The organism is Corynebacterium wankanglinii (assembly GCF_013601005.1).
Classification (GTDB): Bacteria; Actinomycetota; Actinomycetes; order Mycobacteriales; family Mycobacteriaceae; genus Corynebacterium; species Corynebacterium wankanglinii.
Map to the genome: position 1 here is coordinate 116,273 of NZ_JABFED010000004.1, position 14,263 is coordinate 130,535.

11 protein-coding genes are annotated in these 14,263 nt (G+C 66.9%); 5 read left to right on the forward strand and 6 right to left on the reverse strand.

Features of this window, described 5'->3' with window-relative positions; all coding sequences use genetic code 11:
- Positions 1-17: 17 nt before the first annotated feature.
- The 3 genes from HMA55_RS06980 to HMA55_RS06990 all read left to right on the forward strand — a co-directional run bounded on the left by HMA55_RS06980 (position 18) and on the right by HMA55_RS06990 (position 8,364).
- Positions 18-899 (forward strand): EcsC family protein, encoded by an 882-nt coding sequence (locus tag HMA55_RS06980; protein WP_235961844.1) that lies wholly within the window; start codon positions 18-20, stop codon positions 897-899.
- Positions 865-4,506, forward strand: coding sequence for an ABC transporter ATP-binding protein (locus tag HMA55_RS06985; RefSeq protein WP_257802486.1), 3,642 nt, complete (start codon positions 865-867; stop codon positions 4,504-4,506). Before HMA55_RS06980 ends, HMA55_RS06985 begins: the two co-directional genes overlap by 35 nt.
- Positions 4,507-4,629: 123 nt before the next feature.
- Positions 4,630-8,364: a multifunctional oxoglutarate decarboxylase/oxoglutarate dehydrogenase thiamine pyrophosphate-binding subunit/dihydrolipoyllysine-residue succinyltransferase subunit gene (locus tag HMA55_RS06990; RefSeq protein ID WP_181192348.1), complete on the forward strand. Its 3,735-nt coding sequence runs from the start codon at positions 4,630-4,632 to the stop codon at positions 8,362-8,364.
- A gap of 81 nt (positions 8,365-8,445) precedes the next feature.
- On the opposite strand, the gene HMA55_RS06995 is transcribed toward HMA55_RS06990, so the two are convergent.
- Together HMA55_RS06995 and HMA55_RS07000 are read right to left on the reverse strand one after the other, a co-directional pair.
- The gene (locus tag HMA55_RS06995) at positions 8,446-9,156 is read right to left on the reverse strand and encodes a type 2 periplasmic-binding domain-containing protein (RefSeq protein ID WP_181192349.1); all 711 of its coding nucleotides are present in this window, start codon (positions 9,154-9,156) and stop codon (positions 8,446-8,448) included.
- Positions 9,149-9,670, reverse strand: coding sequence for a general stress protein (locus HMA55_RS07000; protein ID WP_181192350.1), 522 nt, complete (start codon positions 9,668-9,670; stop codon positions 9,149-9,151). The genes HMA55_RS06995 and HMA55_RS07000 overlap by 8 nt, the downstream gene beginning before the upstream one ends.
- 52 nt (positions 9,671-9,722) lie before the next feature.
- Between HMA55_RS07000 and HMA55_RS07005 the strand changes: the two genes are divergently transcribed.
- On the forward strand, positions 9,723-10,859 hold the full coding sequence (locus HMA55_RS07005; RefSeq protein WP_181192351.1) for an Mrp/NBP35 family ATP-binding protein: 1,137 nt from the start codon (positions 9,723-9,725) through the stop codon (positions 10,857-10,859).
- On the opposite strand, the gene tatB is transcribed toward HMA55_RS07005, so the two are convergent.
- The 3 genes from tatB to sigE are packed head-to-tail and all read right to left on the reverse strand — an operon-like array spanning position 10,852 to position 12,276.
- Complete coding sequence (gene tatB, locus HMA55_RS07010) at positions 10,852-11,277, reverse strand: Sec-independent protein translocase protein TatB (RefSeq protein WP_181192352.1); 426 nt, start codon at positions 11,275-11,277, stop codon at positions 10,852-10,854. The genes HMA55_RS07005 and tatB overlap by 8 nt on opposite strands.
- A gap of 10 nt (positions 11,278-11,287) precedes the next feature.
- On the reverse strand, positions 11,288-11,665 hold the full coding sequence (locus HMA55_RS07015; RefSeq protein ID WP_181192353.1) for an anti-sigma factor family protein: 378 nt from the start codon (positions 11,663-11,665) through the stop codon (positions 11,288-11,290).
- Between the two features lie 17 nt (positions 11,666-11,682).
- Positions 11,683-12,276 carry an RNA polymerase sigma factor SigE gene (sigE, locus tag HMA55_RS07020; protein ID WP_181192354.1) on the reverse strand — a complete coding sequence of 198 codons (594 nt, stop codon included), beginning with the start codon at positions 12,274-12,276 and terminating at the stop codon, positions 11,683-11,685.
- Between the two features lie 77 nt (positions 12,277-12,353).
- Between sigE and HMA55_RS07025 the strand changes: the two genes are divergently transcribed.
- Positions 12,354-13,028, forward strand: coding sequence for an O-methyltransferase (locus tag HMA55_RS07025; RefSeq protein ID WP_181192355.1), 675 nt, complete (start codon positions 12,354-12,356; stop codon positions 13,026-13,028).
- Here HMA55_RS07025 and glgC read toward each other — a convergent pair.
- A complete protein-coding gene (gene glgC, locus HMA55_RS07030) occupies positions 13,025-14,242 on the reverse strand; it encodes a glucose-1-phosphate adenylyltransferase (RefSeq protein ID WP_181192356.1) in 1,218 nt (405 codons plus the stop codon). The genes HMA55_RS07025 and glgC overlap by 4 nt on opposite strands.
- Between the last annotated feature and the right edge of the window lie 21 nt (positions 14,243-14,263).

Genomic DNA, 14,263 nt, shown 5'->3' on the forward strand with positions numbered 1-14,263 from the left:
TAGCGAAAGTGGCAACCATGTTTGGCAAGAAGAAGAAAGACCAGGATCTCGCGGTCCGCCGAGAGATCGAGCAGGCGCTGCGCGAAGACCCGTCGCAGCTGGAAAAGGACGCTGGCCCGCTGGGCCACGCGTTCATCAACGCCGTGGATAAAGCGGTGCAGCTGCAGACCTCCACTATCCGCACCTATGTGAACTGGCTGCGCCGCCAGAATCCCGACGCGTCCCCCGCCGAGATCCAGCAGATCATGGATAAGCACCTGAAAAACACCGTCACCGGCACCGGTGCGGGTGTGGGCGCAACCGCCGCTGTGCCGGGCATCGGCCTGATCACCGGTGCTGCCGCGGTGGCCGGGGAATCCGTGCTGTTTTTGGATCTCGCGGCGTTCTACGCCGTGGCGTCGGCGTACCTGCGCGGCGAGGACGTCTCCGACCCGGAGCGCCGCCGCGCGCTCGTGCTGTCGCTGCTGATGGGCTCGAAGGGGCTGGCGATTGTGGACGCGATGCTGGGCGACGACGCAGGCAAGATCCCCGGCAAATCCACCCTGGCGAAGTTCTCCGGCCCCACGCTGGCCAACACCAACAACGTGTTGCAGCGCGTCGCGATGCGCTCCATGCAGAAGAGCCTTCGCCGTGCCTGGCTGGGCAAGCTCATGCCGCTGGGCATCGGTGCCGTCGCCGGCACCACCGCGAACCGTAAACTTGCCGACGGCGTGATCGACAACGTCCAGTCGGGCTTGGGCGCGGTACCGGCGGGGTTTGCTACCCCGCTGCCGGAGCCGGACGGCGAGGACGAAGACGGCAAGGGCCTGAGCCTGAACCCGAAGGAGTTCGCGGCCTGGATCCTCGGCGTGTTCAAGGACGGGGATAAAGACGGCGACAAGGGCGGCAGCGACAATTAACTCCCTGCTCACCCGATCCCTCGCCGCGAACCGCGCACCGGCGGCGGCAGCGTTTATCGCGGCGGCGCTTGCCGCAGTATTCCAGGTAGCCGTGCCGGCGCTGACCGGCCGTGCGGTGGACGTCGCCACCGGCAACGCCGAGGGGTCGGTGAGTTCGATTGCGTGGTGGATGGTCGCGGTCGCTGCGGCCACCTACGCGCTGAGCTTCATCCGCCGCGTGACAGCCGGGCGGCTCGGCACCACCTCGCAGCACTGGCTGCGCACAGAGATTCTGCGCACCCTGCACCGGCTGGACGGTCCAGGCCAAGACGAGATTGTCACCGGCCAGATCGTCTCCCGCTCCATCTCGGACCTCAACCAGTACCAGATGGTGCTGTCCAACCTGCCCATGCTGCTCACACGGGTGGTGCAGCTAATAGCCACCCTTGCGGTGATGGTGAGCATGGACGTGCCACTGACGGTGATGTCCCTGGCGCTGCTGCCGCTGATCCTGTGGGAGGCCAACCGCTCCCGCAAGACGCTGTACGCGGCGACGTGGGTGAACCAGCATGCCACCGCAGAGCTGGCGGAGCACGTGGAGCAAACCGTCTCCGGGGTGCGGGTGGTCAAGGCGTTCGGCCAAGAACAGCGCGAGATCGACCAGTTGGATCACCTCGGCCGCTACCTGTACGCGGTGAAGATGCGCGCCGCGAAGCTCACCGCGCGATTCCAACCGGTGCTTTCTCAGCTGCCGAAGGTGGCGCTGGTGGTGACCATCATCGCCGGCGGCACGCTGGCTATCCGCGGGCAAATCACCATCGGCCAGTTCGTGGCGTTTACCGCGTACCTGACCTCTATGACGTCGACGCTTTCCATGCTGACTAACCAGTACGTGCGCCTGCAGATGGGCATGAGTTCCTTCGACCGCTTGGACGAGGTGCTCAAACTCGCCCCAGAGGTTGCCGGCTCCCCTGCGCCGGCGCCCACCGGCCCGGTGGGCCTGCGCTTCAACGACGTCTCTTTTTCCTCCGGCGGCAACCTCGTCCTCGACGGCTTTTCCTTGACCGTCCGGCCGGGCGAGACGGTCGCGCTGGTCGGCCCGCCGGGGGCGGGCAAAACGATGGCGGTGCAGCTCGCCGGCGGCTTCTACGAGCCGGACACGGGCAGCGTCACGCTCCTCGGCGGCGCCCCAGGCGTCCACGCCCTTCGCGAACACGTTGTCTGTGTCTTCGACGACGCGTTTTTGTTCTCCTCCTCCGTGCGGGACAACATCGCCATGGGCTCGTCCCTGCCACCCGGGGAGCTCGACGCGGCGGTGCGCGAGGCGGCTCGTCTGGCCTGCGCCGACGAGTTCATCCAACGGTTGCCGGCCGGCTACGACACCGAGGTCGGCGAGCGCGGCCTGACGCTGTCCGGCGGTCAACGCCAGCGCATCGCACTCGCCCGCGCGCTCATGGCGCGGCCCAAGGTGCTCGTGCTTGACGACGCGACAAGCGCCATCGACGCCGTCACCGAATCCCAGATCCTGGCCAACCTGCGCGAGGCGCTGGCCGACATCGCGGTGCTGACCGTCGCGCACCGGCAATCCACCGTGGACCACGCGGATACGGTGGCCGTGGTGCGTGGCGGAGCCGTCGTGAAACATGGCCCCCGCGACGAGGTGACAGCGAGCGGCGAGTACCGCGCGACCATGTCCGCGGATGCGCCCGCGGAGCTCCCCGCAGCCCCGGCACAGGCGGACCTGTGGCCCGAGGTGACCGCGCCGGCGCAAGAGCGGGTGATCGTGCCCACCTCCGGGCGCGCGTCCACGGTCAACGCCACCCCGGAGTTGCTCGCGCGCGTGGACAGGCTCCCCGCCGCCACGGAGCAACCGGGGCTGAGCGAAGACCGCCTGAAGCAGCTGCGCACCCCGTCGAGCGCGTTCCACGTGCGCGACCTGTTCCGCGCGGTGCGCTGGCTCATCGCCGGCACGGTCGCGCTGCTGGTGGTGGGCGTGGTGGCGGACCTTGCGTTCCCCACCCTGGTGCGTGCCGCCGTGGACCGCGGTATCGCGCAATCGGACCAGGCCAGCCTGGTCCGCACCGGTCTCATCGCCCTGGCCGTGGTGGTTGTGGCGTGGGCGTCCATGGCCGCCATGACCGTGCTGTCTTCCCGCTCCGGCGAGCGGCTGCTCTACGGGCTGCGCCTGCGCTCCTACGCGCACCTGCAGCAGCTGGGTCTGAGATACTTCGAGTCGCGGTTGTCCGGCAAGATCATGACGCGCATGACCACCGACATCGATACGCTCTCCAGCTTCCTGCAAACGGGTCTCGCCCAGGCCATCGTCGCGGTCGGCTCCCTCGCGGGCGTGACCGTCATGCTGGTGGCCACCGACGGCGAGCTCGCGCTTGTCGCTTTCGCCGCGGTGCCTGTCATCGTTGCGGCAACGTGGGTGTTCCGGCACTTTTCCAAACGTTTCTACGCGGAGGCCCGCGCGCAGATCTCCGCCGTCAACGGCGAATTTGCGGAACTCATCGGCGGCATCCGCGTCACCCAGACCCATCTCGCGCAGGCCCACTTCGAGTCTCGGTTCACCGACATGAGCGACACGTACCGCCGCCTGCGCATGCGCTCCGCACGCCTGGTGGGCCTGTACTTCCCCGGCATGCAATTCGTCTCTCAGGTGATGACGGCGGTGATCATCGGCGTCGGCGCCTCCCGCGTCACAGACGGCACCCTGTCCGTCGGCGTGCTCGTTGCCTTCACCATGTACCTGGGCCAGCTCTACGGCCCCATCCAGCAGCTCGGGCAAATCTTCGACTCCTGGCAGCAGGCCACCGTCAGCTTCGACCGCATCCGCGAGCTGCTGGCCGAGCGCACCACCGTCCCCGACACCGGCACCCGCGCCGGTGCCTCCGAGGCGGCCGCCGGCGAGCTTTCGCTTATCGACGTCACCTTCGGCTACTCCCCCGATTCCCCCGTCGTCGCCGACATGGACCTCGTCCTCGAGCCGGGCTCCACCGTCGCGCTGGTGGGTCCGACCGGGGCGGGCAAGTCGACCGTCGTGAAGCTTTTGGCCCGCTTTTACGACCCTGTGGAAGGCGAAGTGCGCGCCTCGGGGACGAACATCGCCGAGTTCCCCCTCGCGCAGTGGCGCCGGGCACTCGCGCAGGTGCCGCAGGAGTCCTACCTCTTCCCCGGCACCGTCGCCGACAACATCGCCTACGGCACACCAGGCGCCACCGACGCGCAGGTGCAAGCGGCGGTGGAACGCATCGGCGCGCTCGGCGTAATCGCCACTATCCCCGGCGGGTTCAACGCCCGCGTGGGCGAGCGCGGGCGCGGCTTGAGCTCCGGACAGAGGCAGATCATCGCACTCGCCCGCGCCGAGATGCTCGAGCCGAGCGTGCTGCTTCTCGACGAAGCCACGGCCACCCTCGACCCCGCCACCGAACGCGCGGTGCTGGACGCCTCCGACCGCGCCATGGTTGGACGCACCTCCGTGGTGGTGGCGCACCGGCTGGCGACGGCAGCGCGCGCAGACCGCATACTCGTCGTGGATGAAGGACGTATCATAGAAGACGGCTGCCACGAGTCCCTCATCTCCGCAGGCGGAAGGTATGCCCATATGTGGACTGCCAACCGATAACGGGGGTGAATCACGGGGACCCCGTGGAGTGGAACAACCCAAGTTAGCGCGTTACCAGCGCCGACGATTACAGTCAAAGAGACGTTCCGCGAAATCAATGTAGAAGGAAGGCGAGAACCTGCCGTGAGCAGCGAAAACACGTTCGGCCAGAACAGCTGGCTGGTTGACGAGATGTTCCAGCAGTACAAGGACGACCCGAATTCGGTGGACGCCGAATGGCGCGAGCTTTTTGAGAACAAGGGCGCTCCGAAGACCGCGAAGGGCACCCCCACCGTCACCCCTTCCGACGAGGGCGCAAGCACTCCGAAGACCGACCCCAAGGTCGCCCGCACGACCGGCGCACCAAGCCAGGACGGCCGCGAGACCAAGGTCGACGAGGCCGCAGCGAAGGTCGACGCTAAGCCGAAGCGCTCCACCGCCCCCGCGAAGTCCTCCCCGCTGGACAAGATCGCCCAAGTGGAGACCGAGCCGGGCGAGGTCCAGCTCAAGGGCGCGTTCAAGGCCATCGCCAAGAACATGAACGAGTCCCTTGAGGTGCCCACCGCCACCACCGTGCGCGACATGCCGGTCAAGCTCATGTTTGAAAACCGCGCGCTGATCAACGACCACCTCAAGCGCACCCGCGGCGGCAAGGTCTCCTTCACCCACATCCTCGGCTACGCGATTGTCCAGGCCACGAAGCTGCACCCGGACATGAACAAGAACTACAAGGAGGACGGCAACAAGTCCTTCGCGGTGCAGCCGGAGCACATCAACCTCGGCCTCGCCATCGACCTGCCTGGCAAGAACGGTTCCCGGTCCCTGGTCGTCGCCGCGATCAAGGAGTGCGAGACCAAGACTTTTGCCGAGTTCGTTTCCGCGTACGAAGACATTGTGGCGCGCGCCCGCGACGGCAAGCTCACAATGGACGACTTCTCCGGCGTGACCATCCAGCTGACCAACCCGGGCGGCATCGGCACCCGTCACTCCATCCCCCGCCTGACCAAGGGCCAGGGCACCATCGTCGGTGTCGGCGCGATGGACTACCCGGCCGAGTTCGCCGGTGCTTCCGAGGACCGCCTCGCCGAACTGGGCGTGGGCAAGCTGGTCACCCTGACCTCCACGTACGATCACCGGGTGATCCAGGGCGCGGAGTCCGGCGAGTTCCTGCGCGACATCTCCCAGCTACTCATCGACGACAAGTTCTGGGACGAAATCTTCCGCTCCCTGGAGATCCCGTTCTCTCCGCTGCGTTGGGCGCAGGACGAGCCGAACACCGGCATCAACAAAGACACCCGCGTCATGCAGCTCATCGAGGCGTACCGCTCCCGCGGCCACCTCATCGCCGACACCAACCCGCTGCACTGGCACCAGCCGGGCCTGGCGAAGCCGGATTCCCGCGATCTGCTCATGGAAACCCACGGGCTGACCTTGTGGGACCTGGACCGCGTGTTCCACGTCGGCGGCTTCGGCGGCAAGGAGCAGATGACGCTGCGCGAGGTGATGTCGCGCCTGCGCGCCGCCTACACCCTGAAGGTGGGTACCGAGTACTCCCACATCATGGATCGCGACGAGCGCGAGTGGCTGCGCGACCGCGTCGAGGCCGGAATGCCCAAGCCGACCGGCCCCGAACAGAAGTACATTCTGCAGAAGCTCAACGCCGCTGAGGCCTTCGAGAACTTCCTGCAAACCAAGTACCTGGGCCAGAAGCGCTTCTCCCTCGAGGGCGCCGAGACGCTGATCCCGCTGATGGACGCCATCATCGACACCGCCGCGGGCCAGGGCCTGGAAGAGGTCGTCATCGGCATGCCGCACCGCGGCCGCCTCAACGTCTTGTTCAACATCGTGGGCAAGCCCGTTGCCACCATCTTCAACGAGTTTGAGGGCAACATGCGCGCGGCCCAGCAGGGCGGCTCCGGCGACGTGAAGTACCACCTCGGCTTCGAGGGCGAGCACATCCAGATGTTCGGCGACGGCGAGATCAAGGTCTCCCTTGCCGCCAACCCGTCCCACCTCGAGGCCGTCGACCCGGTGCTGGTAGGTATGGCGCGCGCCAAGGCCGACCAGATCAAGTTTGAGAAGGGCCGCGAAGACCACCCGGTCGTGCCGCTCATGCTCCATGGCGACGCCTCCTTTGCCGGCCTGGGCATTGTCCAGGAGACGCTGAACCTGTCCCGCCTGCCGGGCTACACCGTCGGCGGCACCATCCACATCGTGGTGAACAACCAGATCGGCTTCACCACCACGCCGGATTCCGGCCGTTCCTCCTTCTACGCCACCGACCTGGCCAAGGGCTTCGACTGCCCGGTATTCCACGTCAACGGCGACGACCCGGAGGCAGCCGCTTGGGTTGCCCAGCTGGCCACCGAATACCGTCGCGAGTTTGGCAAAGACGTCTTCATCGACCTCATTTGCTACCGCCTGCGCGGCCACAACGAGGCGGACGACCCGACGGTGACCCAGCCGGTCATGTACGACCGCATCCAGTCCCACCCGTCCGTGCGTACCCGCTACACCCAGGACCTCATCGGCCGCGGCGACATCACCGAGGAAGACGCGGAGAAGGCCGCACAGGACTTCCACGACCAGCTGGATTCCGTCTTCTCCGACGTCAAGGCGGAAAAGGGCAAGCCGAGCGAGCAGACCGGCATCACCGACTCGCAGAAGCTCACGCACGGTCTGGACACCTCCATTTCGGAGGAGCAGTTCAAGCGCCTCGCCGACGCGTACGCCAACCTGCCGGAGGACTTCACGCCGAACAAGCGCCTGAAATCCGTGCTGAAGAAGCGCGGCGGCTCGTTCACCGAGGGCGACATCGACTGGGGCTGGGGCGAACTCCTCGCGTTCGGCTCGCTGGCTGAGCAGGGCAAGTTTGTCCGCCTCGCCGGCGAGGACTCTCAGCGCGGCACCTTCACCCAGCGCCACGCGGTGCTGTACAACCCGGACAACGCCGAGCCGTACAACCCGCTGGACCACAACGCGCAGGAGAACGGCAGCGGCGGCCACTTCCAGGTGTTCAACTCCGCGCTGACCGAGTACGCGGGCATGGGCTTCGAGTACGGCTACACCCTGGGCAACAAGGACGCCGTGGTGGCCTGGGAGGCGCAGTTCGGCGACTTCGCCAACGGCGCCCAGACCGTCATCGACGAGTACCTGTCCTCCTCCGAGACCAAGTGGGGCGAGCTGTCGTCGCTGATCTCGCTGCTGCCGCACGGCTACGAGGGCCAGGGCCCGGACCACTCCTCCGCCCGCATCGAGCGCTACCTGCAGCTCGTGGCGGAGGGCTCCATGACCATCGCCCAGCCGTCCACCCCGGCTAACCACTTCCACCTGCTGCGCCGCCAGGCTCTCGGCGAGATGAAGCGCCCGCTGGTCGTGTTCACCCCGAAGTCCATGCTGCGCAACAAGGCGGCTGTGTCCCAGCCGGCTGACTTCATCGAGGTGGACCGCTTCCAGTCCGTCATCGACGACCCGAACTTCGTCGAGCGCGGCAACAAGGTCGTCGGCGACACCGACAAGGTGGAGACCATCCTGCTGTGCTCCGGCAAGATCTACTGGGAGCTGGCGAAGAAGAAGGAAGAGGACGGCCGCGACGACGTCGCCATCGTCCGCGTGGAGATGCTCCACCCCATCCCCTACAACCGCCTGTCCGACGCGTTCAAGAACTACCCGAACGCCAAGCAGATCCGTTGGGTCCAGGACGAGCCAGCAAACCAGGGCGCGTGGCCGTTCTACAACGAACACCTGCGCACCCTCATCCCGGACATGCCGGAGATGGTTCGGGTCTCCCGCCGCGCCCAGTCCACCACCGCAACCGGTGTGGCCAAGGTGCACCAGCAGGAAGAGAAGCAGCTGCTCGAGGACGCGTTTGCGAAGTAGCCTAGCGACGTCCTGACGGACGCCCCGCTACAGCGCCAGGGCCCCGGGAAACCCCGGGGCCCTTCTTCGTGTCCGCGGGTTCTAGCGCGCTCCGGCGCTATCCGCGGAATCCCCCGCCGCGGCGCCCTCATCGGGGTCGGCCAGCTCGTTGGCGTAGACGTCGATGTGTGCGTACTCCATCATCCACGCCGCCAGCGTGTCCTCCATGTCCGCGCCGTCTGCGACCTCCTCAGCCATCTCCCCGATCGCCTTGGTGGACATGACGCGGGTGATGAAGTTCAGGCGGTTGATCTCCCCACGGTCGAAGACTGACGCGGAAAACAGCGGAATGACGTTTTGCGGTAGTGCTCCCGCGCCCCCGCAGCCCTGCGCCGGGGAGGGGTCGACGGTGCGCACGCTGCCGGGCAGCGCGGCAACCGCGGCATCGTAAACCGTGTCCGACATCCCCTCCGCACCCGTCTTCGCTTCGCCGCCCAAGGCCTTCGCGGCGGCCGGGTCCGTCTCCTCGACCAGCTTGCCTGTGCACGTCACCACGAAATCAATCGGGGTTTCCTTCAGCACCCGAAGGGTGTCCCCGGCGGAGAAGTCGGTGGCGGTCACGCTCGTCGGCCGCCCGAGCTGCTGCAGAACGCGGCTATAAATCTCGCCCAGCACCAACTGCTCCGGGTCGTCGGCGTCGACCCCGATGGCCACCGGGTCTTTGCCGTTGCTCTGCAGGCCCGCTGGTGCGCAACCCGCCAGCGCAAGCGCCGACCCCGCCAGCACGGCCAGCGCGCGGTGGGTGTTACGCATCGGGGTTGGGGTGCGAAGCGCCGTCGATAGGCTGCTGCCCCGCGATGAGATCCCGCGCCCGCGGTGCCGCGTCCGCCTCGCACAAGACGTCGTAGTGGCCAGCCACGATCGTGGTAGCGGAAGAGAAATCGCGCTTGCCACCCGTGAACGCGTACGCGACCGCCGCGAACACGAGACCGAACACCGCACCGACAACCAGCGTGGTGGTGAACGTGACCCAGCCCGAGCCAGGCTCCGTGAACACCGACAGGATCAGGCCCAGAAACAGGCCCATCCACAGGCCGGACAACGCGCCGGTGCCAAGCACCTTGCCCCACGTCAGACGGCCGGTGATCTTCTCCACCTGCATGAGATCCACGCCGACGATGGAAAGCTTCTCCACCGGGAACTGCTGGTCCGACAGCGCATCCACGGCCCGCTGCGCCTCCGCATACGTTTTGAAGCTGCCGACAGGCCAGCCCGTGGGCACCTCGCGCGCAAGGCCGCGGCCAGTGTTGTTCATGGGATTTGTCATGCGCCCTAGTGTATCGGTATCCGCGCCGCGCCCCGTTATACTGCTGGGCGAGATGGCTATTGAACATGTGATTACAGAAGCGGACGTCCACGCCGCGCTCGCGCGCGTAGAGGATCCCGAGATTGGCAAGCCCATCACTGAGCTGGGCATGGTGGAATCCGTGCGCGTGAGCGGCGCAGACGTTGCGGTGGGCATCTACCTCACCATCGCGGGCTGCCCGATGCGAGACACCATCGAAGGCAACACGCGCGCGGTGCTCGAAGAGCTCGACGGTATCGGTAACGTCTCCGTCACCCTGCACACCATGAGCGACGAGCAGCGCCGGGCGCTGGCGCTGAAGCTGCGCGGCGAGCAGACCGGCCCCGTGATTCCTTTCGCGGACCCGGACACGCGCACGCGCATCTACGCCGTGGCGTCCGGCAAGGGTGGCGTGGGCAAGTCCTCCATGACGGTGAACCTGGCTACCGCACTCGCGGCACAAGGACTCACTGTGGGCATCGTTGACGCGGACATCTACGGCCACTCGGTGCCGGGGCTCATGGGCTCCGACGACAAGGGGCCAACTGTAGTAGACGAGATGATCATGCCCCCCATCGCAAACGGCGTGCGTCACATCTCCGTGGGGCAGTTCGTGGAGGGCAACGCGCCCATCGTGTGGCGCGGGCCCATGCTCACTCGCGCGATCCAGCAGTTCCTCGCCGACGTGTACTGGGGCGATCTTGACGTGCTGTTCATGGACCTTCCGCCCGGCACCGGCGACGTGGCCATCACCGTGGCCCAGCTGGTGCCCAACGCGGAGCTGCTCATCGTGACCACCCCGCAGGCCGCGGCCGCCGAGGTCGCTGAGCGCGCAGGCACCATCGCGCAGCAGACGGACCAGAAGATCGCCGGCGTGATTGAGAACATGGCCGGCATGACCATGCCCGACGGCACCGTGATGAACATCTTCGGCGAGGGCGGCGGCGAGCAGGTCGCAGAGCGGCTGACTCAGCTGACGGATTCGGACGTGAAGCTGCTCGGCTCCATCCCCCTGGACCCGAAGCTGCGCGAACACGGCGATAGCGGGACACCGGTGGTCATCTCCGAGCCGGACTCCCCCGCCGCCAAAGCCATCCAGGCGGTGGCGGACCAGCTCAAGGTGCGGCGCGATTCGCTCGCCGGCAAGAGCTTAAACCCGCAGGTTAAGTAATATCCTCCCAGGAAAAGCCCTTGCTTTGCGACGGCCGCTCCGCCCGCCCACCATCATCCGGCTTCGCACCGGCGACCTTGGTGGAACCGGTCTGCGGACGGGGCCCCGACTTCGCGGGTTCTGACGGGCCTGCGGGTGCGGGGCCGTCCACCGCCTCGTCTTCGAACAGCACCTTGGCCATGGCGCGGCGCGGCCCCATCGCGGCGTACTGGGAGACGGTGTCTATCGGCTTTTTAAACTCGTCAAAGCCCTCGAGCTCGCCGTTGAGCTCCGCCTTTGCGTTGTTGATCGCCTTTTTTGCCGCGTAGATCGCCGCACGCACATCCTCAACGACGGCGGGCAGGCGTTCGGGCCCGATCACGATGAGCCCGATGATCAGGAGGAAAAAGATCTCGCCCCAGCCGATGTTGGAAAACACCTACGTCACCCTACTCCCCGCGCCGCTTCAGCGCGCTCAGGGAGGACTGGACAGACGACTGCAGCGCATTGCCGAGCCTGCCTAGTTTCTCCCGCGCGGCCTCCCCACGGCGCGCGCTGTCCCCCTCGGCATCACCCGCGAGGTCGTCCGCACACAATCCGGCAAGCCGCTCCACGAGTGACGCTGGGGCGTGCACGCCGGAGTCGTCCACCACCCGCAGCCTGTTCGCGGCCTTGCGCTGGCAGTCCACCTCCGCGCGGCACTCGTCGCAGTCCGCCAAGTGCTTCGCCGCGCGGTGAAATGCGGAATCCGACAGCTCCCCGTCCACAAAGGCGGCGACCGCTTCGGGGTTGAGATGGTCGGTGGAGTTGAACTCGCGTCGGGCCATGCTGATCACGTCGCTTCTTAGCGGGCGCGGATGAGTTCCAGCGCGTTCGCGTCTTCAAGCGCTTGATGTTCGAGGGATTCGCGCAGCTGCGCACGGCCTCGGTGAATGCGGGAGCGCACGGTGCCCATTTTCAGCCCGAGGGTTTCTCCGATCTCCTCGTAGGTCATGCCCACCACGTCGCAGAGCACGACCGCAACACGGAAATCCGGGGCGAGGTCATCCAACGCGCGCTGCAGCGCCGGGTCGAGGTTGGCGACGTTGTACGCCTCCTCCGGGGTCATGTCAGTGCCCGGGACGCGCTCGTAATCTTCCGGCAGGGCCTCCATGCGGATCTTGGCGCGGCGCCGCACCATGTCCAAGAACAGGTTGGTGGTAATGCGGTGCAGCCAGCCCTCGAAGGTGCCGGGCTGGTAGCGCTTCACGCTGCGGAAGACACGCATGAACGTCTCCTGCGTGAGGTCTTCGGCGTCGTGCTGATTGCCGGAGAGGCGGTACGCGAGGCGGTAGACGCTGTCCGCGTGCTCCTGCACCAGCTCCGCCCATGTGGGCATGGCCCCCTCGCCCGCGTCGAACGCGGCGGTGCCGGACAGCGGGGTTTCCTCGACGGTCATGGGGGTCATTTTGGCAGACCGGGACCCCGTTTGCCAGCTGTGCACCTGGGAGCTGCCTGGGGATGCGGCACCCCGCTATGATTGCTCGTGTGAGTGAGACGGCTTTTTCTCAATTGAGCACCTACATCACCGCGCGCCGGGACCACATTCCGGAAGCGGTGGCCGACGCGCTGCGCCAGGCCCGCGAGGACGCGGAGGAAAACGGCGTGCCCACACCGAGCCCCATCGTGGGTGATCTGCTCACGGTGCTCGCGGCTGGCAGCCAGGCATCCCAGGGCGCCGTGGCCGTCACGCCCGCGGCGGGCGTCGCTGGCTTGCACATCCTTGTGGGCTTGCGAGAGAAAGCCACCCTGACCTGCATCGAGCCGGAAGCTGCGCTGCAGGCGGGCGCGAAAGAGGCGTTCCGCGCGGCAGGCTTCGCGCCCTCTCGCGTGCGTTTCCTCACCTCCCGCCCCCTGGAGGTCATGGGGCGGCTGGCAACCGGCGCGTACCAACTCATCTACGCCGACGTCGCGGCCGTACAGCTTCGGCCGCTCATCGACGCGGCGTGGCCCCTCCTCGCCCCCGGCGGCACGCTGGTCATTGCGGGCTCGCTTCTCGACGGCACCGTGGCCGACCCCACCCGCCGCGACCGTGAGACGGAAGCGGCGAGGGAGGCGGACGCTTTCGTCGATACGCTAGCGCTCGACGACGCGGCGGTGGCGCGCCTGCCTCTCGACGGCGGGCTGACGCTCATCACCAAACGGGGCTAAATCACCTCGCTCTTGCCCACGCAGACCACGCCGTTGTCGGAGACGGTGAAGCGCTGGCGGTCGCGCTCGGTGTCGACGCCGATGATCTCCCCGTCGGAGACGTAGACGTTCTTGTCCAAGATGCAGTGGCGTACCACCGCGCCCTTGCCCACACGCACGCCCGGCATGAGGACGGAGCCTTCCACGGTGGCCCCCTCTTCCACGCGGACGTCGGTAGACAGCACCGAGTTGCGCACCGTGGCGCCCGAGATGATGGAACCGGACGCGACGATGGACTCCTGCGCGATACCGCCCATGACGAACTTCGCCGGCGGCAAGTTGCCGTCCTCGGTGGCGTGGATCGGCCACGCCTTGTTGTAGAGGTTGAACACCGGGTGGGACGAGATGAGGTCCATGTGGGCCTCGTAGAACGAGTCGATCGTGCCCACGTCACGCCAGTAACCGTGGTCGCGCTCGGTGGCGCCGGGGACCTCGTTGCGGGAGAAGTCGTACACGTTCGCCTCGCCCTGGGCAACGAAGAACGGGATGATGTCGCCGCCCATGTCGTGGGCGGAGTCCTCGTTCTGTTCGTCCTCTAGAAGCGCCTTGATCAGCGCCTCGGTGGAGAAGCAGTAGTTGCCCATGGACGCGTAGGTCACGTCCGGGTCGTCCGGGGTACCTGGTGGGTCTGACGGCTTTTCCAGGAACTCGGTGATCGTGCCGTCGTCGTCCGCCTGGATGCAGCCGAACGCGTGCGCCTCCGAGCGCGGCACGCGGATGCCGGCCACTGTAGCGGCCTTGCCGGAGGCGATGTGGTCCTCCACCATCTGCGAGGGGTCCATGCGGTAGACGTGGTCCGCGCCCAGCACGAGGACGTAATCCGGCGCGTCGTCGTAGATGAGGTTCAACGACTGCACGATCGCGTCCGCCGAGCCCGAGTACCAGCGCTTGCCGCGGCGCTGCTGCGCCGGCACGGAGGCGATGTACTGCTGGGTGGGCCCGGAGACGTTCCATGCGGTGGCCACATGGCGGTCAAGCGAGTGGGACTTGTACTGCGTGAGCACCGCGATGCGCATGTAGCCCGCGTTGACAAGGTTAGACAGGACAAAGTCGATGAGGCGGTAGTTTCCGCCGAACGGCACGGCGGGTTTGGCGCGGTCGGCGGTGAGGGGGAACAGGCGCTTGCCCTCCCCGCCGGCCAAGACGATGGCGAGAACTCGTGGCTGGCTTTTCATAACCGTAAGGCTAATGAGAAT

Bases quoted from the DNA above. Each gene is read 5' to 3' on its own strand.
- HMA55_RS07000 (WP_181192350.1), bottom strand. From the start codon at position 9,670: ATGACAAATCCCATGAACAACACTGGCCGCGGCCTTGCGCGCGAGGTG.
- HMA55_RS06980 (WP_235961844.1), top strand. From the start codon at position 18: ATGTTTGGCAAGAAGAAGAAAGACCAGGATCTCGCGGTCCGCCGAGAG.
- HMA55_RS06995 (WP_181192349.1), bottom strand. From the start codon at position 9,156: ATGCGTAACACCCACCGCGCGCTGGCCGTGCTGGCGGGGTCGGCGCTT.
- HMA55_RS07005 (WP_181192351.1), top strand. From the start codon at position 9,723: ATGGCTATTGAACATGTGATTACAGAAGCGGACGTCCACGCCGCGCTC.
- HMA55_RS07015 (WP_181192353.1), bottom strand. From the start codon at position 11,665: ATGGCCCGACGCGAGTTCAACTCCACCGACCATCTCAACCCCGAAGCG.
- HMA55_RS07025 (WP_181192355.1), top strand. From the start codon at position 12,354: ATGATTGCTCGTGTGAGTGAGACGGCTTTTTCTCAATTGAGCACCTAC.
- sigE (WP_181192354.1), bottom strand. From the start codon at position 12,276: ATGACCGTCGAGGAAACCCCGCTGTCCGGCACCGCCGCGTTCGACGCG.
- glgC (WP_181192356.1), bottom strand. From the start codon at position 14,242: ATGAAAAGCCAGCCACGAGTTCTCGCCATCGTCTTGGCCGGCGGGGAG.